Origin of the sequence: Pseudomonas sp. NyZ201 (genome assembly GCF_049860765.1) — a bacterium.
GTDB classification, from domain to species: domain Bacteria; phylum Pseudomonadota; class Gammaproteobacteria; order Pseudomonadales; family Pseudomonadaceae; genus Aquipseudomonas; species Aquipseudomonas bharatica.
In genome coordinates, this window is record NZ_CP187557.1 from 825,124 (window position 1) to 844,843 (window position 19,720).

The following is a 19,720-nucleotide window of genomic DNA, read 5'->3' on the forward strand; positions in this document are numbered from 1 at the left end:
GAATCAGCCTCACCCGAACCTTGTTCTCCTGCCTTATTCGACCGCCTTGCCCTTTTCAGGAGTGAAGACCCATGTTGCCAGTTGAAACGCAGCGCATCATCGAACAGCACGGCATCAAGTACGTGCTGGCCCAGTTCGTCGATATCCATGGCGCCGCGAAGACCAAGTCCGTCCCGGTCACCGGCCTCAAGGCGGTCGCCGAGGATGGCGCCGGCTTTGCCGGTTTCGCCATCTGCGGCATGGGCATGGAACCCCACGGCCCGGACTTCATGGCCCGTGGCGATCTCTCCACCCTGATTCCGGTGCCCTGGCAGCCGGGCTACGGGCGCATCGTCTGCATCGGCCATGTCAACGGCGAGCCCTGGCCGTATGACACCCGCTATGTCCTGCAACAGCAGGTCGAGCGCCTGAAAGCTAAGGGCTGGACCCTGAACACCGGCCTGGAACCCGAATTCAGCCTGTTCCGCCGCGATGCCGGCGGCAAGCTGCAACTGGTGGACGCCTCCGATAACCTCGACAAGCCCTGCTACGACTACAAGGGGCTGTCCCGTTCCCGCGAATTCCTCGAACGCCTGACCGAAGCCCTGCAACCGGTGGGCTTCGACATCTACCAGATCGACCACGAGGACGCCAACGGCCAGTTCGAGATCAACTACACCTACAGCGACGCCATGGAATCGGCGGACCGCTTCACCTTCTTCCGCATGGCCGCCGGCGAGATCGCCAACGACATGGGCATGATCTGCTCGTTCATGCCCAAGCCCGACCCCAAGCGCGCCGGCAACGGCATGCACTTCCACCTGTCGATCGCCAGCGCCAGCAACAAGAACCTGTTCCATGACGCCAGCGACCCGAGCGGCATGGGCCTGTCGAAGCTGGCCTACCACTTCGCCGCCGGCCTGCTGGCCCACGGCCCGGCCCTGTGTGCCTTCGCCGCGCCGACCGTGAACTCCTACAAGCGCCTGGTCGTCGGCCGCTCGCTGTCCGGCTCGACCTGGGCCCCGGCCTTCGTCGCCTTCGGCGCCAATAACCGTTCGGCCATGGTCCGCGTGCCTTATGGCCGCCTCGAATTCCGCCTGCCCGATGCCGGCTGCAACCCGTACCTGGTGACCGCCGCGATCATCGCCGCCGGCCTCGACGGCATCGAGCGCCAGCTTGAGCCGGACTTCGTCTGCAACGAGAACCTGTACTCCCTCAGCCTCGAGGAAATCGCTGCCCGCGGCATCAAGACCCTGCCGCAATCGCTCAAGGAAGCCACCGACGCCCTGGCCGCCAACCCGCTGTTCCGCGAGGTGCTGGGCGCCGAGATCGTCGACGAGTTCATCCGCCAGAAGCGCATGGAATGGGTGGAGTACAGCCGGCATGTCTCCGATTGGGAGATCCAGCGCTACACCGAATTTTTCTGATCACCGAATTCCCGATTCATCTGCCCCAAGGAGACAACGCCATGTGCGGAATCGTAGGTCTGTACCTGAAGAAGCCCGAGCTCGAAGGCCAGCTCGGCAAACTGTTCGAACCGATGCTCGAAGCCATGACCGATCGCGGTCCGGACAGCGCCGGCTTCGCCATCTATGGCGATGAAGTGGCCGATGGCTGGGTCAAGCTGACCCTGCAGGCCGCTGATACCAGCTTCGACTGGAAGGCCCTGATGGGTGAACTGGAAGGCCGTCTCGGCTGCTCGCTGGACTGGTTCCAGAATGCCAGTGCCGCCGTGCTCAAGGTCCACAGCGCCGAGGAGCCGGTACGCGCCGCACTCGCCGAACTGGCCCCCGACGTACGCATCATGAGCGCCGGCCAGAGCATCGAGATCCTCAAGGGCATGGGCCTGCCGCGGGAAATCTCCGAGCGCTTCGGCCTGGCGGGCATGAAGGGCAGCCACATCATCGGTCACACCCGCATGGCCACCGAAAGCGCGGTGACCATGGAAGGCAGCCATCCGTTCTCCACCGGCGCCGACCTGTGCCTGGTGCACAACGGCTCGCTCTCCAACCACTTCCGCCTGCGCCAGGAGCTCAAGCGTGAAGGCATCACCTTCGAAACCGACAACGATACCGAGGTCGCCGCCGGCTACCTGACCTGGCGCCTGCGCCAGGGCGACAGCCTCAAGGAAGCCCTGGACAAGTCCCTCGAAGACCTCGACGGCTTCTTCACCTTCGCCATCGGCACCCGCAACGGCTTTGCCGTGATCCGCGACCCGATCGCCTGCAAGCCGGCGATCCTCGCCGAAACCGACGACTACGTCGCCATGGCCTCCGAGTACCAGGCCCTGGCCAGCCTGCCAGGTATCGACAAAGCCAAAGTGTGGGAACCCGAACCCGCCACCATGTACATCTGGGAACGTGCCTGAGGAGCATTCATATGAAAACCATCGACCTGTCCAGCGCCTCGGTGCGTGAACTGAACCAGACCTTGCACGGCGAGGTGCAGGACCGCGAGTGGGTTGTGACCCACCCGGACGGCAAGCACAACCTGGCGGTCGGCCTGAACCAGGCCGTCAGCATCGATATCCAGGGGCATGCCGGTTACTACTGCGCCGGGATGAACCAGAAGGCCAGTATCACCGTGCACGGCAACGTTGGCGTGGGCGTCGCGGAAAACATGATGTCCGGCTCGGTGCGGGTCAAGGGCAGTGCGTCCCAGGCTGCCGGCGCCACCGCCCATGGCGGGCTGCTGGTGATCGAAGGTGATGCCGGCGCCCGCTGCGGGATTTCCATGAAAGGCGTGGACATCGTGGTCGGTGGCAGCATCGGCCACATGAGCTGCTTCATGGCCCAGGCCGGGCGCCTTGTGGTGTGCGGCGATGCCGGCGACGCACTGGGCGACTCGCTGTACGAGACCCGCATCTACGTCAAGGGCGAGGTCAAGTCGCTGGGCTCGGACTGCATCGAGAAGGAAATGCGCGCCGAGCACCTGGCCGAACTGGCCGAACTGCTCAACCGCGCCGGCTTCCCCGAAGACCCGGCCAGCTTCAAGCGCTACGGCTCGGCCCGCCAGCTGTACAACTTCAAAGTCGATAACGCATCCGCGTACTGATCCGCGGCGAGGACATTCACATGAGCGAAAAGAACACTCCCGTGCTGCGCGAATCGGCCACCTTCGATCGCCTGACCATCCAGGAAATCCAGCGCGCCGCCGAAACCGGCATCTATGACATCCGCGGTGGCGGCACCAAGCGCAAGCTGCCGCACTTCGACGACCTGCTGCTGCTCGGCGCCTCGGTGTCCCGTTACCCGCTGGAAGGCTATCGCGAGAAGTGCGGTACCGACGTGGTGCTCGGCACCCGCTTCGCGAAGAAGCCGATCCACCTGAAGATCCCGGTGACCATCGCCGGCATGAGCTTCGGCGCGCTGTCGGCCAACGCCAAGGAAGCCCTGGGTCGTGGCGCCAGCATCGCCGGTACCAGCACCACCACCGGCGACGGCGGCATGACCCCGGAAGAGCGTGGCCAGTCGCAGCATCTGGTGTACCAGTACCTGCCGTCGCGCTACGGCATGAACCCGGATGACCTGCGCAAGGCCGATGCCATCGAGATCGTCCTCGGCCAGGGCGCCAAGCCGGGCGGCGGCGGCATGCTGCTGGGCATGAAGGTCACCGAGCGCGTGGCCGGCATGCGCACCCTGCCGATCGGCGTGGACCAGCGCAGCGCCTGCCGTCACCCGGACTGGACCGGCCCGGACGACCTGGCGATCAAGATCGCCGAATTGCGCGAAATCACCGATTGGGAAAAGCCGATCTACGTCAAGATCGGCGCCAGCCGCCCGTACTACGACGTCAAGCTGGCGGTGAAGGCCGGGGCCGATGTGATCGTGCTCGATGGCATGCAAGGGGGTACGGCGGCGACCCAGGAAGTGTTCATCGAGCATGTCGGCATTCCGATCCTGCCGGCCATTCCGCAAGCGGTGCAGGCGCTGCAGGAAATGGGCATGCACCGCAAGGTCCAGCTGATCGTTTCCGGCGGTATCCGCAATGGTGCGGACGTGGCCAAGGCCATGGCCCTGGGCGCCGATGCGGTGGCGATCGGTACGGCGGCACTGGTGGCGCTGGGCGATAACCATCCGCGCCTGGACGAGGAATTGAAGAAGATCGGTTCGGCGGCGGGTTACTACGACGACTGGCAGAACGGACGTGACCCTGCGGGCATCACCACCCAGGATCCGGAGCTGTCCAAGCGTCTCGATCCGGTGGAGGCGGGGCGGCGCCTGGCCAACTACCTGCGGGTGCTGGTGCTGGAAGCGCAGACCATGGCCCGGGCCTGTGGCAAGTCGCACCTGCACAACCTCGATCCTGAAGACCTGGTGGCGCTGACCGTGGAAGCGGCGGCGATGGCCCGGGTACCGCTGGCCGGGACCAGTTGGGTGCCGGGGCAGCAGTACTGATCCGATAGTGAGGTTGTTCTTGAGGGCCCTATCGCCGGCAACGCCGGCTCCCACAGGTGGCGTGCACCGCCGAACCCTGTGGGAGCCGGCGTTGCCGGCGATGAGGCCCTCGAGAACCCTGCAAATTCCGCCTTAGGATCCTGGTGGTACAGGCAACAACAAGCTTGCACTCACCGGCAAATGATCGGAGATCTCCAGGGTATCCTGCTGCAACACCCCAGCCTCCAACCGCCGCAGTTTAGGGCTATGGAACAGGTAATCCAGCGTCCGGTCCGGCCCTTCCAGCCGCGGGTCATTGGGGAAATGCGTCAGCCACTGCTCCCGATCCGCCCCCGTCGCTTCGGCATTCGCCGGAATCATCGGGTACTTGTCCCACAACAGGTGCAGTTCGCTATCAGCGGAATACAGCGGCTGTTGCTCGGGCTTGAGCCGGCGATGCTGCCCCAGTGGCAGCAGGTTGAAATCCCCGCCCAACAGCCACGGCGTGCCCTGGCGTTCGAACTGATCGACCAGCTTCTCCAGCGCCTGAACCTGGCGCAGTTGTACATCGCTGCCGGCTTCGTGCTTCGACAGCCGGGTGTTGAGCACCGCCAGTTGCCCGTCGCCCATCGGCAGGTAACTTACCAGCACCGCCGGTTGCGGCTTGAGCAGGCGGCTAAGGACATTGTCCTGGGCCATCGGCAATTGCACCCGCTGCGCGCGCTGTATCGGATAACGGCTCAGGGTCGCCAAGGTTCGCCCGACACTTCCGGCGATGTGCACGTCCGGCACGAATTCGGCCTTCCAGTCGTAGGCCTGCACGGCACAGGGATACAGATCGGCGAGGCGTTCGCGCAGGAGGGCAAGCTGGTCCTGGTAGTCGCTGGCCTTGGCGCCCTTGTCCAGTTCCTGGAGCAGGACGATATCCGGCTGTTCGGCACGGATGACCCGGGCGACTTCATCGAGGCTGAAGGCGAGGTCTTCCCCGGTGGGACGGGTATCGTCGCCGCGGGCTTCGTCGTACCAGAACACGTAGCGCTTGCCCGCCAGGTACTGCACGTTCCAGGTCATCACCTTCAACGGTTGCCCCGCCAGCAGCGCCTGGCCGGCGCCGGTGCAGGCGGCCGGCAGGTCTTCCAGTGGCTCCGCCCGCCAGCTTGCCTGGAAGGCCAGCAGCCAGAGCAGGACGGTGATCGACAGCAAGGACAGCAGGACGTTGCGCAGTAGTCGGGTCATCGGGCTCGCACGGGTCAGGGTAGACGGTTGAGCATAGTCGCCGGGTTCAGGAACGTGCCGCTGGTGCCTCGCTGATCAGCATGTACAGGCGGAACAGGACCACGGTGCTGAACAGTTGCAGGAAGCTGTTGATCACACTGACCATCAGTTCCAGGAGCGGGTTCACTTCCTCGGGCAGCAGCCCCAGGGTGATGCCGTTGAACAGGTACAGCGGCGCCATCACGCCGAGCATGCACACCAGGATGCGCCAGAAGTTGCCACGGACCATCTGGAAACTCTCGCGCATGGCCGCGACCGGGGCCATGCCGCGCAGCACCAGCAGGTATTCGGCGAACACCAGGTTGGTCATCACCCAGATGCCCGGGAGGATGAACAGCGAGATGCCGAACATGATCAGCAGCGAGCTGAGCGCCACCAGCAGGGCGAACGACGGCCACAGTTGCAGGGCGCGGGCCAGCAGGTTGCGCTTGAGCGGCTCGTGGCCGTCGCTGCGGGCATCGAGGTAGAGGATCAGCGCAGCGCTGTACAACGGGTAGAACAGCAGCCCGACCAGCAGGCCGTAGGTCATCGACGCATCCTTGCCCAGTTGGCCGTAGAGCAACTGGACGCACAGCGCCTCGAGGATCACCAGCGGCAGGCACAGCGCGGCGATGCTGACCAGGTGGCGGCGGAAGAAGTACAGGGAGTCGCGCAGAACAGTGAGCGGATTCATGGGTCGATTTCGAAGTCCAAAGCAGGCGTCACTTTAGCTCAGGGGCCGAACCTGAACAAAGTTTCATGGGCGGCTGCGGTTGAAAGCGCCATGCTTGTCCCAATCTTCACTGCAACCCGTATTACAGAGAGGTCGCCACATGAACCACGAAGAGCAAACCCTGATCGAAGGCCTGTTCGCCAGGCTGCGTCAGGCCGAGGCCGAAGGCGCGCCGCGCGATGCCCAGGCCCAGGCGCATATCGCCAGTCTGGTTCAGCAGCATGCGGCGGCGCCTTACTACATGGCCCAGGCGATCCTGGTCCAGGAAGCGGCGCTCAAGCGCATGGACGAGCAGAATCGCCAGCTCCAGGCCGAGCTGGCGCAGGCCAAGGCAGCCGCTAGCGCACCGGCCCCGCAGCAACAGGGCGGCGGCGGGTTCCTGTCGAGCCTGTTCGGGTCGTCCAGCCCGCGCCCGGCGGCTGCACCGGCTCCTGCGCCTGCGCCGTCGAGTGGTGGTGGCTGGCGCGATGGCCCGGGTGTGGCGCCGCAATCCAACTGGGGCGCACCGCCTGCGCCCCAAGCCGCACCGGCGCGCAGTGGCGCCAGCAGTTTCCTTGGCGGCGCCTTGCAGACTGCAGCCGGCGTGGCCGGTGGCGTGATGCTGGCGCAAGGTATCAGCAGCCTGTTCCATCACAATTCGCAGCCGGAAGAAATCGTCGAGGTCATCAAGGAAGAGCCGGCCCAGGTCAATGACCAGGGCGGCGGCTGGAATGATGACAGCCAGCGCTATGTGGCGGATGACAGCGGCAGCTATGGCGACGATGGTGGCGGGTTCTTCTCGGACGACGATTACGTCTGACTGAGAACTCCTGTGGGAGCGGGTTCACCCGCGATTGCAATGGTGACTTCACCACCGTAATCGCGGGTAAACCCGCTCCCACAGGGTTCGCGGTGTGCTTTCACCCCCTCCACACTGGCATACTGGGCCCCCTTTGCCACCCAAGGCCCGGTCTCGAAGGAGGGGTTCAGTGAAGAAAATCGCGTTGTTCGTCGATGTCCAGAACCTCTACTACACCGTGCGCCAGGCCTATGGCTGCCATTTCAACTACGCCGCTTTCTGGAAGGACGTGAGCCGTGACGGCGAGATCGTCGAGGCCTTTGCCTACGCCATCGACCGTGGCGACGCCAAGCAGCAGCAGTTCCAGCAGATCCTGCGCAACCTCGGTTTCACCGTGAAGCTCAAGCCCTATATCCAGCGTGCCGATGGCTCGGCCAAGGGCGACTGGGACGTGGGCATCACCCTCGATGTGGTGGACGCCGCGCCCCGGGTCGACCGGGTGGTGCTGGCTTCCGGCGACGGTGATTTCGACCTGCTTCTGGAGCGGGTGATCCAGCGCCATGGCGTCGAGGCGGTGGCCTATGGCGTCCCCGGCCTGACCGCCCATTCGCTGATCCGCGCCGCGTCCCGCTATGTGCCGATCGAAGGCGCGTTGCTGCTTAAACACTGAGGTTTTTTCGTGGAACGTATCGCTGTCATCGACTTTGAAACCACCGGTATCACCCCAGGCGCCGGCTGCCGCGCCACCGAGGTGGCAGTGGTGATGCTCGAGCGCGGGCGCATCGTCGAACGCTACCAGAGCCTGATGAACGCCGGCGTGCCGGTGCCGGCCTTCGTCGCCGGGCTGACCGGCATCACCACCGCCATGCTGCGCAGCGCGCCACCGGTGGACCGGGTGATGAACGAAGTGGCCGAGTTCGTCGGTGACACCCCATTGCTGGCGCACAATGCGGCCTTCGACCAGAAATTCTGGGACTACGAGCTGAGCCGCATCGGCCGCAACCGCAGCCAATCCTTCGCCTGTTCGCTGCTGTTGTCGCGGCGCCTGCTGCCGGCGGCACCGAACCACAAGCTCGGCACCCTGACCCGCTGGGCCGGCCTGCCGGACACCGGCACCGCGCACCGGGCCATGGCCGACGCCGAGATGGCCGCGAACCTGCTGCAACACCTGGTCGGTGAACTGCGCCAGACCCACGGTATCCAGGAGCTGTCCCACGCCTTCCTGTGCCGCCTGCAGAAAGTCCCCGCCGCGAAGATCCGCGAAACCCTGGTCAAATACCGCTAGGCCTTCTTCTCCAGCTGCGCCAGGGGCACCCGCCGCTCCACGGCGCTGGAGAGGATGATCGAAGTCTTGCTGAAGCCGAACTGCGCCACCCGGTTGATCAGCTCTTCCAGCTCCGGCATCGAGCCCACCGCCGCCTGCATGATCACGCACGGATCACCGGTCACCCGGTGGCATTCGGTGAGCTGGGGAATCTGCGTCAGCGCTTCATAGGCCTGCTGGTTGCCGTGGCTGGCCAGGCGCAGTTCGATCACGCACTGGATCGGCAGGCCGATCTTGCTCATGTCTACTTTCGCCTGGTAGCCGGTGATCACCCCGCTGGCCTCGAGTTTCGCCACCCGCTCCGCGACTGCCGGCGCAGACAGGTTGACCGTGCGCGCCAGTTGGGCGAAGGAGGCGCGGCCGTTGTCGAGAAGGGCGGCGAGGAGCATGCGATCGTATTTGTCCATGGGCATCTTGTGAAAAAGAAGGAAAGGGCCTGGTAGATCCGTTTTTTCGAAAGTCCAGGTGCTTGATAAGCGTTTTTTGAAACTTAATTTTGCCGGTGAAGCTTTTTAAAATAGCGCCACAACTACTCGAATACGAGCTTTCCATGCCTGCCTCCCGTCGTTCTCCCTGGATGTTGATCGGTGCCTTCCTCGCCCTGTACCTGGTCTGGGGCTCCACCTACCTGGCCATTCGCATCGGCGTGGAGTCCTGGCCGCCAATGCTGATGGCGGGATTGCGCTTCATCATTGCCGGCGGATTGATGTACGGCTTCCTGCGCTGGCGCGGGGTGCCGGCGCCGACCTGGCAGCAATGGAAGGCCGCAGGGGCGATCGGTTTCCTCCTGCTCAGTTGCGGCAACGGCGGCGTGACGGTGGCCGAGCATGCCGGGGTCGCCTCGGGTGTGGCCGCGCTGGCGGTGGCCACCGTGCCGCTGTTCACCTTGCTCTTCGGCCTGTTCTGGGGCCATCGCAATACCCGTCTGGAATGGGCCGGGATCTTCCTGGGGCTGGTCGGCATCGCCTTGCTCAACCTGGGTTCCAACCTCCAGGCCAGCCCGATGGGCGCGGCGCTGATCCTGTTCGCCGCTGCGTCCTGGGCCTTCGGTTCGGTGTGGAGCAAGAGCCTGCCGCTGCCCCAGGGGCCGATGGCCAGTGCGGCGGAAATGCTGGTGGGCGGTGTGGTCCTGCTGGCCGGCAGTTTCTTCAGCGGCGAGCGCTTGACTCATATGCCCAGTGCCTCTGGCTGGGGCGCGCTGGCCTACCTGGTGGTGTTCGGTTCGATCATCGCCTTCAGCGCCTACATGTATCTGCTCAAGCATGTGCGCCCGGCGGCTGCCACCAGCTACGCCTACGTCAACCCGGCGGTGGCGGTATTGCTGGGAATCCTGTTCGCCGGTGAAGAGATCGGCGCCGAGGAATGCCTGGCCATGGCGGTGATCATCGGTGCCGTGGTGCTGATCGGTATTCCGCAGTGGCGCAAGACGCCGCAGGAGCCGGTGGTCGAGGGCGAGATGTCCGGGACTCGGTGATCCGGGGCCGAACAGGGTAGACTTCGCGCCATTGCACGAAGCCCCTGACGGTATTTCCATGACATTCGCCAAACTCGGCCTGATCGAACCGCTGCTGCGCGCCCTCGACGGCCTCAACTACAACACCCCGACGCCGGTCCAGGCCCAGGCGATCCCGGCCGTGCTGGCCGGCCGCGACCTGATGGCCGCAGCCCAGACCGGCACCGGCAAGACCGCCGGTTTCGCCTTGCCGCTGCTGCAGCGCCTGACCCTGGAAGGCGCCCAGGTCGCCGCCAACTCGGTGCGCGCCCTGGTGCTGGTGCCGACCCGCGAACTGGCCGAGCAGGTCCACGCGAACATCCGCGAATACGCCGAGCACCTGCCGCTGCGCACCTACGCGGTGTACGGCGGGGTCAGTATCAACCCGCAGATGATGAAGCTGCGCAAGGGTATCGACCTGCTGGTGGCGACCCCGGGCCGCCTGCTCGACCTGTTCCGCCAGAACGCGGTGAAGTTCAACCAGCTCCAGGCCCTGGTGCTGGACGAAGCCGACCGCATGCTCGACCTCGGGTTTGCCGAGGAACTGCGTTCGATCTACGCCGCCTTGCCGGTCAAGCGCCAGACCCTGCTGTTCTCCGCCACCTTCTCCGACGAGATCCGCCTGATGGCCGGGCAGATGCTCGCCAACCCGCTGAGCGTCGAAGTCAGCCCGCGCAACGTCACGGCGAGCACGGTGAAGCAGTGGATCGTCACTGTGGATAAAAAGCGCAAGGCCGAACTGTTCTGCCATCTGCTGCGCAAGCAGCGCTGGAGCCAGGTGCTGGTGTTCGCCAAGACCCGCAACGGCGTGGACCAGCTGGTCGAGCGTCTGCTGGGCATGGGCATCAATGCCGACGGCATCCACGGTGACCGTCCGCAGGCGACCCGCCAGCGTGCGCTGGACAGCTTCAAGGCGCGGGAAGTGCAGATCCTGGTGGCCACCGATGTGGCGGCGCGGGGGCTGGATATCGATGATTTGCCGCTGGTGGTCAACTTCGACCTGCCGATCGTGGCCGAGGACTATGTCCACCGTATCGGTCGTACTGGCCGGGCGGGAAATACCGGTGAAGCGATTTCCCTGGTATGTGCCGACGAAGTGCAGTTGCTCTCGGCGATCGAGACCCTGACCCGCAAGACCCTGCCGCGCCATGACGAGCCGGGCTTCGAGCCGGATCACCGGGTGCCGGTGACCGATGCCAGCGGGCAGATCCTGAAGAAGCCGAAAAAGCCGAAGAAGCCCAAGGCGGGCGGAGCCAAGGGCAGCCTGGGACGCTGGATGGACAGCGGTGACGCACCGGTGGCGCCGGCCAAGGCGGTGCGCAAGGTACCGTCGTTCAATACCGGGCCGAAAAAGCGCAAGCCCTGAGATTGTGGCTGTGCTTTAGGGCCTCATCGCGGGTGAACCCGCTCCCACACTGACTGCGCCGTCCTTGTGGGAGCGGGTTCACCCGCGATGAGGCCGGTACAGCCAATCCATCAATCCCTGCCAAGCCACTCCAGCACCGCCAATCCGGCCCTCATGCCACTGGCAAAACAGGCCGTCAGCAGATATCCCCCGGTGGGCGCCTCCCAGTCCAGCATCTCCCCGGCACAGAACACACCGGGCACCTGCTTGAGCATCAACCCTTCGTCCATCGCCTCGAAGCGCACCCCGCCAGCGGTACTGATCGCCTCATCCAGCGGTCGCGCACGCACCAGTACGATGGGCAGGGCCTTGATCGCCGCCGCCAGCTTCTGCGGATCGGCGAATACCTCCGGGCCGGTCAGCTCGCGCAGCAGCGAGGCCTTCACCCCGTCGAGCCCCAGTTGCCCGTGAAGATGTTTCGCCATCGACCGCGATCCACGCGGCTTGCTCAACGCAGCAGCAATCTTGTCCACAGCCTTGTTCGGCAGCAGGTCCAGCAATAGCGTGGCCTGGCCGTCACGGTTGATGGTTTCGCGAATCTGCGACGACCAGGCATAGACCAGGCTGCCTTCCACCCCGCCTTCGGTCAGGACGAACTCGCCCAGTCGCGGTGCCTGCCCCGGCAGGCTCAAGGCGATGTTCTTCAACGGTGCCCCGGCGAATTTCTGCTTGAGCAGCTCGCTCCAGGCCGCGACTTCGAAGCCGCTGTTGGCCGCCTGCAATGGGGCGATGTCCACGCCCCGTTCGGTCAGCCAGGGTAGCCAGGCGCCGTCCGAGCCCAGGCGTGCCCAACTGCCACCGCCGAGGGCGAGGATCGTGGCGTCGGGCCGGATCGCCAGCTCACCCTGTGGATAACCAATCCGCAGCGCGCCTTCGTCGTTCCATCCGAGCCAGCGGTGCCGGGTGTGGATAACTACTCCGGCGTCGCGCAGGCGCTTGAGCCAGGCACGCAATAGCGGTGCGGCCTTCATGTCGGTGGGAAAAACCCGACCCGACGTACCGACGAAGGTCGTTATCCCCAACCCATGAATCCACTTCCGCAAGGCATCGGCATCGAAGCCCTGCAGCAACGCGCCGATCTCGCCGCTGCGCTCGGCGTAACGGGAGACGAAATCCGCGTAGGCTTCGGAGTGGGTGATATTCATCCCGCCCACCCCGGCCAGAAGGAACTTGCGCCCCACCGAAGGCATGGCGTCGTACAGATCGACCCGGACCCCGGCCAGGGCCAGGACTTCGGCCGCCATCAGGCCGGCGGGGCCGCCGCCGATAATGGCGACGTGGGCAGGGACGGTGGTGCGGGAATCGGTCATGGTGGCGGCAGGCTGGGGATAAGTAGGCCGCGCATTCTACCCGAGGCGAGGCGGGCAGGGCACTGTACAAAAAACGATCAAGCGCCGCGCAGCCCCGGTTTCACGGGGGCGGAAGGGCTTTCCCGCAGGTTATCCACAAGCGGTTCCACAGTCATTGTGGGTAATCCAGCACCCGTTGCGCGCTGTGATGGAGGATGCCGTGGCGTCGGGCCAGGGCCTCGCGGTCCTTGCTGTAGCCGCCGCCGATCACCCCGACCACCGGGATATCCCGGCCCAGGCAGTGACGCAGTACGCAGGTATCACGGGCAGCGACGCCGGCATCGGTCAGTTGCAAATAGCCGAGGGCGTCGTCCTTGTGCACATCGACCCCGGCGTCGTACAGCACCAGGTCTGGCTGGTACAGCGGCAGCAGGTAGTTCAGGGCGTCATCGACGATCTTCAGGTATTCGCTATCGCCCATGCCCCGGTGCAGCGGGATATCCCAGTCGCTGCGGGCCTTGCGGACCGGGAAATTCTGCTCGCAGTGCAGGGATACGGTGATCGCGTCCGCGGTGTGTTCGAGGATCCGCGCCGTGCCGTCGCCCTGGTGCACGTCGCAATCGAAGATCAGCACGCGGTGCACCCGTCCGGCTTCCAGCAGGTAATGGCTGATCACCGCCAGGTCGTTGAAGATGCAGAAGCCTGCCGGATGATCGTAATGGGCATGGTGGGTGCCGCCGGCCAGGTGGCAGGCGATGCCGTGCTGCAGCGCCAGTTCGGCGGCCAGCAGCGAGCCGCCCACCGCGCGCACGGTGCGCCGGGCCAGCGCCTCGCTCCAGGGCAGGCCAAGGCGGCGCTGGTCCTCGCGGGACAGTTCGCCGTTCATGTAGCGCTCGATATAGGCGCGATCATGGGCCAGGGCGAGGATGTCGTTGGGACAGATGTCCGGGCGATGCAGCTCGGCATCGGTCGTCAGGCCGCTGGCGATCAGGTGGTCGTGCAGCAGGCGGAACTTGTCCATCGGGAAGCGGTGCCCGGCGGGGAATTCCGGACTGTAGTCATCGTGGTAAACAAGAGGCAGGCGCATGGCGGGTCCGGCGATGGGTACCGGGTGATCTTGCCCGATGAGGGCCGGGCGTAGCCAGCATTGCCTGCCTACGCTGTAGACTGCGAGGCCATGGACCCTGGAGCCATCGATGACGCAGATTCTCGAGCTGGAAAGCGCGCGCCTGGTGCTGCGCCAATGGCAGGACGACGACCTTAAGGAATTCGCTGCGCTGTGCGCCGACCCGCAGGTGATGCGCTATTTCCCCGCACCCCTGAGCCGGCTGGAAAGCGCCGCGCTGATCGGCAAGATCCGCGGGCATTTCGCCGAATACGGCTATGGCTTGTGGGCGCTGGAGCGCAAGGACACCGGGGCCTTCATCGGCATGACCGGCCTGCTCAACGTTGGCTTCGACGCCGCTTTCACCCCGGCGGTGGAGATCGGCTGGCGCCTGGCCCGTCGCCATTGGGGCCTGGGCTTCGCCAGCGAGGCGGCCTGGACCTGCCTGCGCTGTGCCTTCGCCCAGCTCGGCCTGGAGGAAGTGGTGTCGTTCACCACCCGCGAGAACCTCGCTTCGCAGAAGGTCATGCAGGCCATCGGCATGCAGGCAGACCCCGCCGGCGACTTTGAGCACCCTAAACTCGAACCCGGCCACCCGCTGCGTCCCCATGTGCTGTATCGCATTGACCGGGCCCAATGGCAGGCCACCTTGCGCGGCTGAACCCGCGAATATTCGGACAAACCCTGTATCATTTGCCGCCTGGGCCTTGCTTTGGAGAATCTCGAATGAGCCATGTGTTGGACGATCTGGTCGATCTGTTGAGTCTGGAAGCGATCGAGGAAAACCTCTTCCGCGGTCGTAGCCAGGACCTGGGCTTCCGCCAGCTCTATGGCGGCCAGGTACTCGGCCAGTCGCTTTCGGCGGCGAGCCAGACGGTCGAGGAGGCGCGCCACGTGCATTCCCTGCATGGCTACTTCCTGCGTCCGGGCGATGCCAGCATGCCGGTGGTCTACTCGGTAGACCGCGTGCGTGACGGCGGCAGCTTCAGCACCCGGCGCGTCACCGCGATCCAGAAGGGCCACCCAATCTTCACCTGCAGCGCCTCGTTCCAGTACGACGAGGAAGGCTTCGCGCACCAGGGCCAGATGCCCGAGGTGGTGGGCCCGGAAAACCTGCCGTCGGAAGTCGAGCTGGCGCGTTCCGTGGCCGACCGGCTGCCGGAACACATCCGCGACAAGTTGCTGTGCGCCAAGCCCATCGAGGTGCGTCCGGTCACCGAGAAGGACCCGTTCAATCCCAAGCCCGGCGACCCGGTGAAGTACGCCTGGTTCCGCGCCGACGGCACCCTGCCGGACTCCCAGGCGTTGCATAAGTACATGCTGGCCTACGCCTCCGATTTCGGCCTGCTGACCACTTCGCTGATGCCCCATGGCAAGTCGGTGTGGCACAAGGACATGCAGATCGCCAGCCTCGACCACGCCCTGTGGTTCCACGGCAACCTGCGCGCGGACGAGTGGCTGCTGTATGCGATGGACAGCCCCTGGGCCGGCAATGGCCGCGGTTTCTCCCGGGGCAGCATCTTCAACCGCGCCGGGCAACTGGTGGCCTCGTCCTGCCAGGAAGGGCTGATCCGTCACCGCAAGGACTGGGCATGAGCCTCAAGGACATTCGCCACTGGGTGTTCGACATGGACGGCACCCTGACCGTGGCCGTGCATGACTTCGCCGCGATTCGCCAAGCGCTGGGCATTCCGCCGGAGGACGACATCCTCACCCACCTTGCCGCCTTGCCTGCCGAAGAAGCGCAAGCCAAGCACGCCTGGCTGCTGGAGCACGAGCGCGACCTGGCGATTGCCTCGAAACCTGCGGAAGGTGCGGTGGAACTGGTGCGGGAACTGGCCGGGCTTGGCTATCAACTGGGTATCCTGACCCGCAATGCGCGGGAACTGGCCCATGTGACGCTGGACGCCATCGGCGTGGCGGACTGCTTCCCGGTGGACAGCATCCTCGGGCGAGACGAGGCCCCGCCCAAGCCGCATCCGGGCGGCCTGCTGAAACTGGCCGAGGCCTGGGCGGTGCAGCCGGCTGACATGGTGATGGTCGGCGACTATCGTTTCGATCTGGACTGTGGCCGCGCGGCGGGTACGCGCACGGTGCTGGTGAACCTGCCGGACAATCCCTGGCCGGAACTGGCGGACTGGCATGCGGCGGATTGCCGGGCGTTGCGGGTCCTGCTCGGATATTGATCCTGAAGACTCTTGTGGGAGCCGGCGTTGCCGGCGATGAGGCCCGATCGGGCACCGGCTGTGTCCAGACTGGCCTCATCGCCGGCAACGCCGGCTCCCACAGGTTTCTCTCACAAGCCGAACTATCACCTACTCCCAGGAGAACCCCATGAGCAAAGCCATTTACGTTCAACCCGGCGGCGGCTACGACAAGGTCGGCCTGGGCAGCGCGGAAGCCGCAGCTCCGGCCGCCGGCGAGATCACCGTGCGCCTGCACGCCAACTCCCTCAACTATCACGATTTCGCCGTGGTCAGCGGTATGTGGGGCCCGAGCGCACCGCGTATCCCCATGGCCGACGGCGCCGGCGAGGTGATCGCGGTGGGCGAGGGGGGCAGCGAGTTCGCCGTGGGCGATTCGGTGGTCAGCACCTTCTTCCCTGACTGGCTCGATGGCGAGCCGCTGGTGGAAGGCTTCGCCACGGTGCCGGGCGACGGTATCGATGGCTATGCGCGTGAGCTTGTGACCGCCCGTGCCACCTCCTTCACCCGCGCACCCAAGGGCTACAGCCATGCCGAGGCTTCGACGCTGACCACCGCCGGCCTTACCGCCTGGCGTGCGCTGATGGCCGATGACTCGCTCAAGCCGGGCGATACCGTGCTGGTGCAAGGTACCGGCGGCGTCTCGATCTTCGCCCTGCAGTTCGCCAAGGCGGCGGGCGCTACGGTGATCGCCACGTCGTCCAGCGACGAGAAGCTGGAGCGCCTGAAGACCCTCGGCGCTGATGAAGTGATCAACTACCGCAGCACGCCGAACTGGGGCGAGAAGGTGCGCGCCCTGACCGATAACCGTGGCGTGGACCATGTGATCGAAGTGGGCGGCCCGGCGACCCTCGAACAATCCATGATCGCCGCGCGGATTGGCGGGCATGTTTCGCTGATCGGCATCCTGACCGGAGTCGCCGGGCAGTTGCCGCTGGTTCAGGCGCTGGTCCGGCAGATCCGCTTGCAGGGCGTGCTGGTGGGCAGCCGTGCGCAGCAGCAGGCGATGATCCGGGCGATCGATGCCAATGGCCTGCGCCCGGTGATCGACAAGGCGTTCGAGCTGGAGCAGATCGTCGAGGCGTTCCGTTACCAGGAAAGCAACCGGCACTTCGGCAAGATCTGCCTGAGCTTCTGATCCGCAATCCGAATGAACCCCGAGGCGTCTGCCGTGCCCAATGCAAACAGCCAAACGGGAGACAGCCTATGGAACACGGACATTTGTGGATCACCCTCGCGGTGTTGCTGGCGGTGCTCGAGGTCTGGGCCATCAAACGCATCATCGGCAGCCCGGCGCGGGCCGAGAACAAGATGATGTGGATCGTCTTCGTGGTCTTTGTGCCGGTGATCGGCCTGATCACCTGGGGACTGAGCGGGCCCAAGTCGCGACCCGGCGTACCCCTGTCCAAGGAAGGCTGACCAGGTCAGGCGAGCAGCCGCTCGCCGAACAGCACGGCGGCGATGGCAATCATCGCCAGCCCGGACAGGCGGCTGACATTGCGTGCCGCCGCCGGCCGGGCCTGCAACACGCTGCGAGCGCTATAGCCGACCAGCAGGTAGATGATCCCGCAGCTCAGCAGATGCAGCAGGCCAAGGGCAAGGATCTGGCCCGGCACCGGCCAACTGGACAGCGGATCGGTGAACTGCGGCAGCAGCGCCAGGAACAGCAGGAACACCTTGGGGTTCAGCCCGCTGACGCAGAACCCGCGCAACACCCAGCGCGACCATGACTCCGCCTTGTCCTCGCCGGCCGAGGGCGTCGAAGGCTTCCATAGCATGTTCACGCCCATCCACAGCAAGTACGCGGCGCCGACCAGGGTCATCACCGACAGTGCCGCCGGGTTGCTGGCCAATAGCGCTCCGGCGCCCGCCGCGACGATCAGCGTCGCCAGCAGATGCCCTGCCAGTAATCCGGCCACCGCCGGTACCACCCAGCGTCCGCGGATTCCGGCGGAGATGACGTAGGCCCAGTCCACGCCCGGGGTAATCACGAACAGAAACGACACCGCCCAAAAGGCGGCCAGGACACTGACAGTCATCGGAAACTCCCCGGGATTTGCGCTGAAGATGTCTTCAGAAGACTACGCAAGCGCTGCGGGAATTATCTTTCGTATATCCTCCGGGTTCGCCCTGAATGTGGAAGATCCTTCCTGATGGACCGTATTGATCGAAAGATTCTTGCCGAGCTGCAACGGGATGGCCGGCAATCCCTGACCGAACTGGCCGAGCGGGTCGGCCTCAGCCTTTCACCCTGTCATCGACGGGTGCGGGCGATGGAGGAGTCGGGGGTGATCCAGGGGTATCGCGCGTACCTGTCGCCGACCGAGCTGGGGCTCAATTTCGCCGCGATCGTTTTCGTGACCTTGCGTGAAGGGCACCAGCAGGCGGTGCATGCCTTCGAGGCGGCGCTGCCGGAGATTCCACAGATCCTCGAAGCCCAGCGTCTGTTCGGCGACCCGGACTACATGCTGCGCATCGTCACCCGCGATCTGCCGGCATTCCAGCAGCTCTACGACGAGCATCTGGCACGCTTGCCGAACGTGCAGCGCTTGAGTTCGACGCTGGTGATGAAGCAGGTGATCCAGGGGCGGGCATTGCCGTTATGAGCCGGTACCGTTTCGAGGCTGACCGCGGCCCTGTGGGAGCGGGTTCATCGGACCGCCGAACCGCCGCCATTACGGTAGTGGATTCACCATAGCAATCGCGGCGGTTCGGCGGTCCGATGAACCCGCTCCCACAGGGCCCGTGCAAATCAAAGAGTTATGTTTTGTTCTTCGGACTGGCCTCAGAAGTGCGCTTTCACCAGCAGGCTGATCGCGCTCTGGTTCGTTCCGCCCAGCACTTCCTGGCCCAGGTAGCTGTCGTGGCTGATCCCGTATTTGTCGCTCCAGTAGTCATACTCCACCCCGACATAGAACTTCTCGCCCCAGCCCATGGCCTTGGCCAGGTCGTACTTGATCTGCGGGTTGAAGTGGAAGTTGGCGTGGTAGCTCTTGTCATTGTCCACCACCCAGTCGATGAAGCCGTCGACGACTACGTTGGAATTGCCCACCGGCACGGTGTAGCTCCACACCGGGGTGATCTGCCAGACACCCTTGCCGTCACGCTTGCCATCCGGTGTGCGCAGGTAGGTGTTGAGCTGGAAGTAGTCGAAGCCGGGGATGTTCAGGTCCACTGCGGGGCCGATCAGATAGGTATCGACATCGTCCTCGCCGAATTCATAGGTGGCCGAGAGCAGCACGTCCTTGATCGGGCCGAACGACAGGTCGGTGCCGGTGATCTTGCCGAACGACAGGCGCGGGCTGAACTCGCCGTAGAAGCTGTGGCCGTCGCCCGCGCCGTTGGTGGCCTCGGTGTTGTACTTGATGCCGTCGACGAAGAAGAACAGGTCGCCGAAACTCCAGCCGCTGGCGTGCTCGAAGGTGACGGTCTGCTGCTTCGGCGGATCGACCTTGAAGTCGATGCCGTTGAGGTAGGTGAGGCTGTTGTCCTGCCACAGCAGAAGGTCGCCGGCCAGGGCCTGACCGGTTGCCAGCACGCTGCCCGCCAGCAGCATGGAAGTAGTGGTGCGGATCATCGAAAGCTCCTGATTTCTTGTGTTTTTCAAGGGGTGAACCTGTCGTGTTGGTCAGGCTTTCTCGATAGAGCAGGAAGGGTGCCAATTCCTGTCCAGATGGACAGAAATCGTAATAATTTCGTCGCCCCGGCTTTTTTCGCGGCCTGTAAACGCACGACGCCGCGCAACCAAGGGGTTGCGCGGCGTCGTGCCTGGCGAAGGTGC

22 protein-coding genes are annotated in these 19,720 nt (G+C 64.9%); 15 read left to right on the forward strand and 7 right to left on the reverse strand.

The features are described from left to right. The first annotated feature begins 71 nt into the window (after positions 1-71). The 4 genes from glnT to ACPFMA_RS03780 are packed head-to-tail and all read left to right on the forward strand — an operon-like array spanning position 72 to position 4,376. The gene (gene glnT / locus ACPFMA_RS03765; protein ID WP_009394916.1) at positions 72-1,406 is read left to right on the forward strand and encodes a type III glutamate--ammonia ligase; all 1,335 of its coding nucleotides are present in this window, start codon (positions 72-74) and stop codon (positions 1,404-1,406) included. A 41-nt stretch (positions 1,407-1,447) separates the two neighbouring features. Continuing rightward, the gene (locus tag ACPFMA_RS03770; protein ID WP_064302025.1) at positions 1,448-2,347 is read left to right on the forward strand and encodes a class II glutamine amidotransferase; all 900 of its coding nucleotides are present in this window, start codon (positions 1,448-1,450) and stop codon (positions 2,345-2,347) included. An 11-nt stretch (positions 2,348-2,358) separates the two neighbouring features. Continuing rightward, complete coding sequence (locus ACPFMA_RS03775) at positions 2,359-3,033, forward strand: glutamate synthase (protein ID WP_009394912.1); 675 nt, start codon at positions 2,359-2,361, stop codon at positions 3,031-3,033. A gap of 20 nt (positions 3,034-3,053) precedes the next feature. Beyond that, positions 3,054-4,376: an FMN-binding glutamate synthase family protein gene (locus ACPFMA_RS03780; protein ID WP_009394911.1), complete on the forward strand. Its 1,323-nt coding sequence runs from the start codon at positions 3,054-3,056 to the stop codon at positions 4,374-4,376. A 132-nt stretch (positions 4,377-4,508) separates the two neighbouring features. Here the strand turns inward: ACPFMA_RS03780 and ACPFMA_RS03785 are convergent, their stop codons facing one another. Both ACPFMA_RS03785 and ACPFMA_RS03790 read right to left on the reverse strand, forming a co-directional pair. Next, positions 4,509-5,591: an endonuclease/exonuclease/phosphatase family protein gene (locus ACPFMA_RS03785; RefSeq protein ID WP_425929709.1), complete on the reverse strand. Its 1,083-nt coding sequence runs from the start codon at positions 5,589-5,591 to the stop codon at positions 4,509-4,511. Positions 5,592-5,637: 46 nt separating this feature from the next. Then, entirely contained in the window at positions 5,638-6,303 is a 666-nt protein-coding gene (locus tag ACPFMA_RS03790; protein WP_420058297.1) for a hypothetical protein, read from the reverse strand. 139 nt (positions 6,304-6,442) lie between these two features. Here ACPFMA_RS03790 and ACPFMA_RS03795 point away from each other — a divergent pair, with 139 nt between their 5' ends. The 3 genes from ACPFMA_RS03795 to ACPFMA_RS03805 all read left to right on the forward strand — a co-directional run bounded on the left by ACPFMA_RS03795 (position 6,443) and on the right by ACPFMA_RS03805 (position 8,405). Continuing rightward, positions 6,443-7,141 (forward strand): DUF2076 domain-containing protein, encoded by a 699-nt coding sequence (locus ACPFMA_RS03795; RefSeq protein WP_064302022.1) that lies wholly within the window; start codon positions 6,443-6,445, stop codon positions 7,139-7,141. A gap of 169 nt (positions 7,142-7,310) precedes the next feature. After that, positions 7,311-7,790, forward strand: a complete 480-nt coding sequence (locus tag ACPFMA_RS03800) for an NYN domain-containing protein (protein ID WP_420058298.1) — start codon at positions 7,311-7,313, stop codon at positions 7,788-7,790. Between the two features lie 9 nt (positions 7,791-7,799). After that, a complete protein-coding gene (locus tag ACPFMA_RS03805) occupies positions 7,800-8,405 on the forward strand; it encodes a 3'-5' exonuclease (protein ID WP_420058299.1) in 606 nt (201 codons plus the stop codon). On the opposite strand, the gene ACPFMA_RS03810 is transcribed toward ACPFMA_RS03805, so the two are convergent. Further along, the gene (locus ACPFMA_RS03810) at positions 8,402-8,851 is read right to left on the reverse strand and encodes an Lrp/AsnC family transcriptional regulator (protein ID WP_009394899.1); all 450 of its coding nucleotides are present in this window, start codon (positions 8,849-8,851) and stop codon (positions 8,402-8,404) included. The two genes, ACPFMA_RS03805 and ACPFMA_RS03810, sit on opposite strands and share 4 nt — an antisense overlap. Positions 8,852-8,994: 143 nt before the next feature. Between ACPFMA_RS03810 and yedA the strand changes: the two genes are divergently transcribed. Together yedA and ACPFMA_RS03820 are read left to right on the forward strand one after the other, a co-directional pair. Then, positions 8,995-9,918, forward strand: coding sequence for a drug/metabolite exporter YedA (gene yedA / locus ACPFMA_RS03815; RefSeq protein ID WP_425929710.1), 924 nt, complete (start codon positions 8,995-8,997; stop codon positions 9,916-9,918). 58 nt (positions 9,919-9,976) lie between these two features. After that, complete coding sequence (locus ACPFMA_RS03820) at positions 9,977-11,302, forward strand: DEAD/DEAH box helicase (RefSeq protein WP_009394895.1); 1,326 nt, start codon at positions 9,977-9,979, stop codon at positions 11,300-11,302. A 110-nt stretch (positions 11,303-11,412) separates the two neighbouring features. Here ACPFMA_RS03820 and ACPFMA_RS03825 read toward each other — a convergent pair whose 3' ends face one another. Both ACPFMA_RS03825 and ACPFMA_RS03830 read right to left on the reverse strand, forming a co-directional pair. Beyond that, on the reverse strand, positions 11,413-12,651 hold the full coding sequence (locus ACPFMA_RS03825; protein ID WP_425929711.1) for a TIGR03862 family flavoprotein: 1,239 nt from the start codon (positions 12,649-12,651) through the stop codon (positions 11,413-11,415). A 151-nt stretch (positions 12,652-12,802) separates the two neighbouring features. After that, positions 12,803-13,717 (reverse strand): histone deacetylase family protein, encoded by a 915-nt coding sequence (locus ACPFMA_RS03830; RefSeq protein ID WP_009394884.1) that lies wholly within the window; start codon positions 13,715-13,717, stop codon positions 12,803-12,805. Between the two features lie 109 nt (positions 13,718-13,826). On the opposite strand from ACPFMA_RS03830, the gene ACPFMA_RS03835 reads away from it, so the two are divergent. From ACPFMA_RS03835 to ACPFMA_RS03855, 5 genes are all read left to right on the forward strand, one after another. Beyond that, entirely contained in the window at positions 13,827-14,396 is a 570-nt protein-coding gene (locus tag ACPFMA_RS03835) for a GNAT family N-acetyltransferase (protein ID WP_064302016.1), read from the forward strand. Positions 14,397-14,461: 65 nt separating this feature from the next. Further along, entirely contained in the window at positions 14,462-15,331 is an 870-nt protein-coding gene (gene tesB / locus ACPFMA_RS03840) for an acyl-CoA thioesterase II (RefSeq protein ID WP_009394882.1), read from the forward strand. Continuing rightward, positions 15,328-15,921, forward strand: coding sequence for an HAD family hydrolase (locus tag ACPFMA_RS03845; RefSeq protein WP_425929712.1), 594 nt, complete (start codon positions 15,328-15,330; stop codon positions 15,919-15,921). Before tesB ends, ACPFMA_RS03845 begins: the two co-directional genes overlap by 4 nt. 148 nt (positions 15,922-16,069) lie before the next feature. After that, positions 16,070-17,077, forward strand: a complete 1,008-nt coding sequence (locus tag ACPFMA_RS03850; protein WP_425929713.1) for a zinc-dependent alcohol dehydrogenase family protein — start codon at positions 16,070-16,072, stop codon at positions 17,075-17,077. Positions 17,078-17,145: 68 nt separating this feature from the next. Next, positions 17,146-17,358: a PLDc N-terminal domain-containing protein gene (locus ACPFMA_RS03855; RefSeq protein ID WP_425929714.1), complete on the forward strand. Its 213-nt coding sequence runs from the start codon at positions 17,146-17,148 to the stop codon at positions 17,356-17,358. A 5-nt stretch (positions 17,359-17,363) separates the two neighbouring features. On the opposite strand, the gene ACPFMA_RS03860 is transcribed toward ACPFMA_RS03855, so the two are convergent. Then, positions 17,364-17,978 (reverse strand): LysE family translocator, encoded by a 615-nt coding sequence (locus ACPFMA_RS03860; protein ID WP_064302013.1) that lies wholly within the window; start codon positions 17,976-17,978, stop codon positions 17,364-17,366. Positions 17,979-18,092: 114 nt separating this feature from the next. Here ACPFMA_RS03860 and ACPFMA_RS03865 point away from each other — a divergent pair, with 114 nt between their 5' ends. Continuing rightward, positions 18,093-18,545 (forward strand): Lrp/AsnC family transcriptional regulator, encoded by a 453-nt coding sequence (locus ACPFMA_RS03865; protein WP_009394857.1) that lies wholly within the window; start codon positions 18,093-18,095, stop codon positions 18,543-18,545. 179 nt (positions 18,546-18,724) lie between these two features. Here the strand turns inward: ACPFMA_RS03865 and ACPFMA_RS03870 are convergent, their stop codons facing one another. Then, entirely contained in the window at positions 18,725-19,516 is a 792-nt protein-coding gene (locus ACPFMA_RS03870; RefSeq protein WP_425929715.1) for an outer membrane protein OmpK, read from the reverse strand. Between the last annotated feature and the right edge of the window lie 204 nt (positions 19,517-19,720).

Bases quoted from the DNA above. Each gene is read 5' to 3' on its own strand.
- glnT (WP_009394916.1), top strand. From the start codon at position 72: ATGTTGCCAGTTGAAACGCAGCGCATCATCGAACAGCACGGCATCAAG.
- ACPFMA_RS03770 (WP_064302025.1), top strand. From the start codon at position 1,448: ATGTGCGGAATCGTAGGTCTGTACCTGAAGAAGCCCGAGCTCGAAGGC.
- ACPFMA_RS03775 (WP_009394912.1), top strand. From the start codon at position 2,359: ATGAAAACCATCGACCTGTCCAGCGCCTCGGTGCGTGAACTGAACCAG.
- ACPFMA_RS03780 (WP_009394911.1), top strand. From the start codon at position 3,054: ATGAGCGAAAAGAACACTCCCGTGCTGCGCGAATCGGCCACCTTCGAT.
- ACPFMA_RS03785 (WP_425929709.1), bottom strand. From the start codon at position 5,591: ATGACCCGACTACTGCGCAACGTCCTGCTGTCCTTGCTGTCGATCACC.
- ACPFMA_RS03790 (WP_420058297.1), bottom strand. From the start codon at position 6,303: ATGAATCCGCTCACTGTTCTGCGCGACTCCCTGTACTTCTTCCGCCGC.
- ACPFMA_RS03795 (WP_064302022.1), top strand. From the start codon at position 6,443: ATGAACCACGAAGAGCAAACCCTGATCGAAGGCCTGTTCGCCAGGCTG.
- ACPFMA_RS03810 (WP_009394899.1), bottom strand. From the start codon at position 8,851: ATGGACAAATACGATCGCATGCTCCTCGCCGCCCTTCTCGACAACGGC.
- yedA (WP_425929710.1), top strand. From the start codon at position 8,995: ATGCCTGCCTCCCGTCGTTCTCCCTGGATGTTGATCGGTGCCTTCCTC.
- ACPFMA_RS03820 (WP_009394895.1), top strand. From the start codon at position 9,977: ATGACATTCGCCAAACTCGGCCTGATCGAACCGCTGCTGCGCGCCCTC.
- ACPFMA_RS03825 (WP_425929711.1), bottom strand. From the start codon at position 12,651: ATGACCGATTCCCGCACCACCGTCCCTGCCCACGTCGCCATTATCGGC.
- ACPFMA_RS03830 (WP_009394884.1), bottom strand. From the start codon at position 13,717: ATGCGCCTGCCTCTTGTTTACCACGATGACTACAGTCCGGAATTCCCC.
- ACPFMA_RS03835 (WP_064302016.1), top strand. From the start codon at position 13,827: ATGACGCAGATTCTCGAGCTGGAAAGCGCGCGCCTGGTGCTGCGCCAA.
- tesB (WP_009394882.1), top strand. From the start codon at position 14,462: ATGAGCCATGTGTTGGACGATCTGGTCGATCTGTTGAGTCTGGAAGCG.
- ACPFMA_RS03845 (WP_425929712.1), top strand. From the start codon at position 15,328: ATGAGCCTCAAGGACATTCGCCACTGGGTGTTCGACATGGACGGCACC.
- ACPFMA_RS03850 (WP_425929713.1), top strand. From the start codon at position 16,070: ATGAGCAAAGCCATTTACGTTCAACCCGGCGGCGGCTACGACAAGGTC.
- ACPFMA_RS03855 (WP_425929714.1), top strand. From the start codon at position 17,146: ATGGAACACGGACATTTGTGGATCACCCTCGCGGTGTTGCTGGCGGTG.
- ACPFMA_RS03860 (WP_064302013.1), bottom strand. From the start codon at position 17,978: ATGACTGTCAGTGTCCTGGCCGCCTTTTGGGCGGTGTCGTTTCTGTTC.
- ACPFMA_RS03865 (WP_009394857.1), top strand. From the start codon at position 18,093: ATGGACCGTATTGATCGAAAGATTCTTGCCGAGCTGCAACGGGATGGC.
- ACPFMA_RS03870 (WP_425929715.1), bottom strand. From the start codon at position 19,516: ATGATCCGCACCACTACTTCCATGCTGCTGGCGGGCAGCGTGCTGGCA.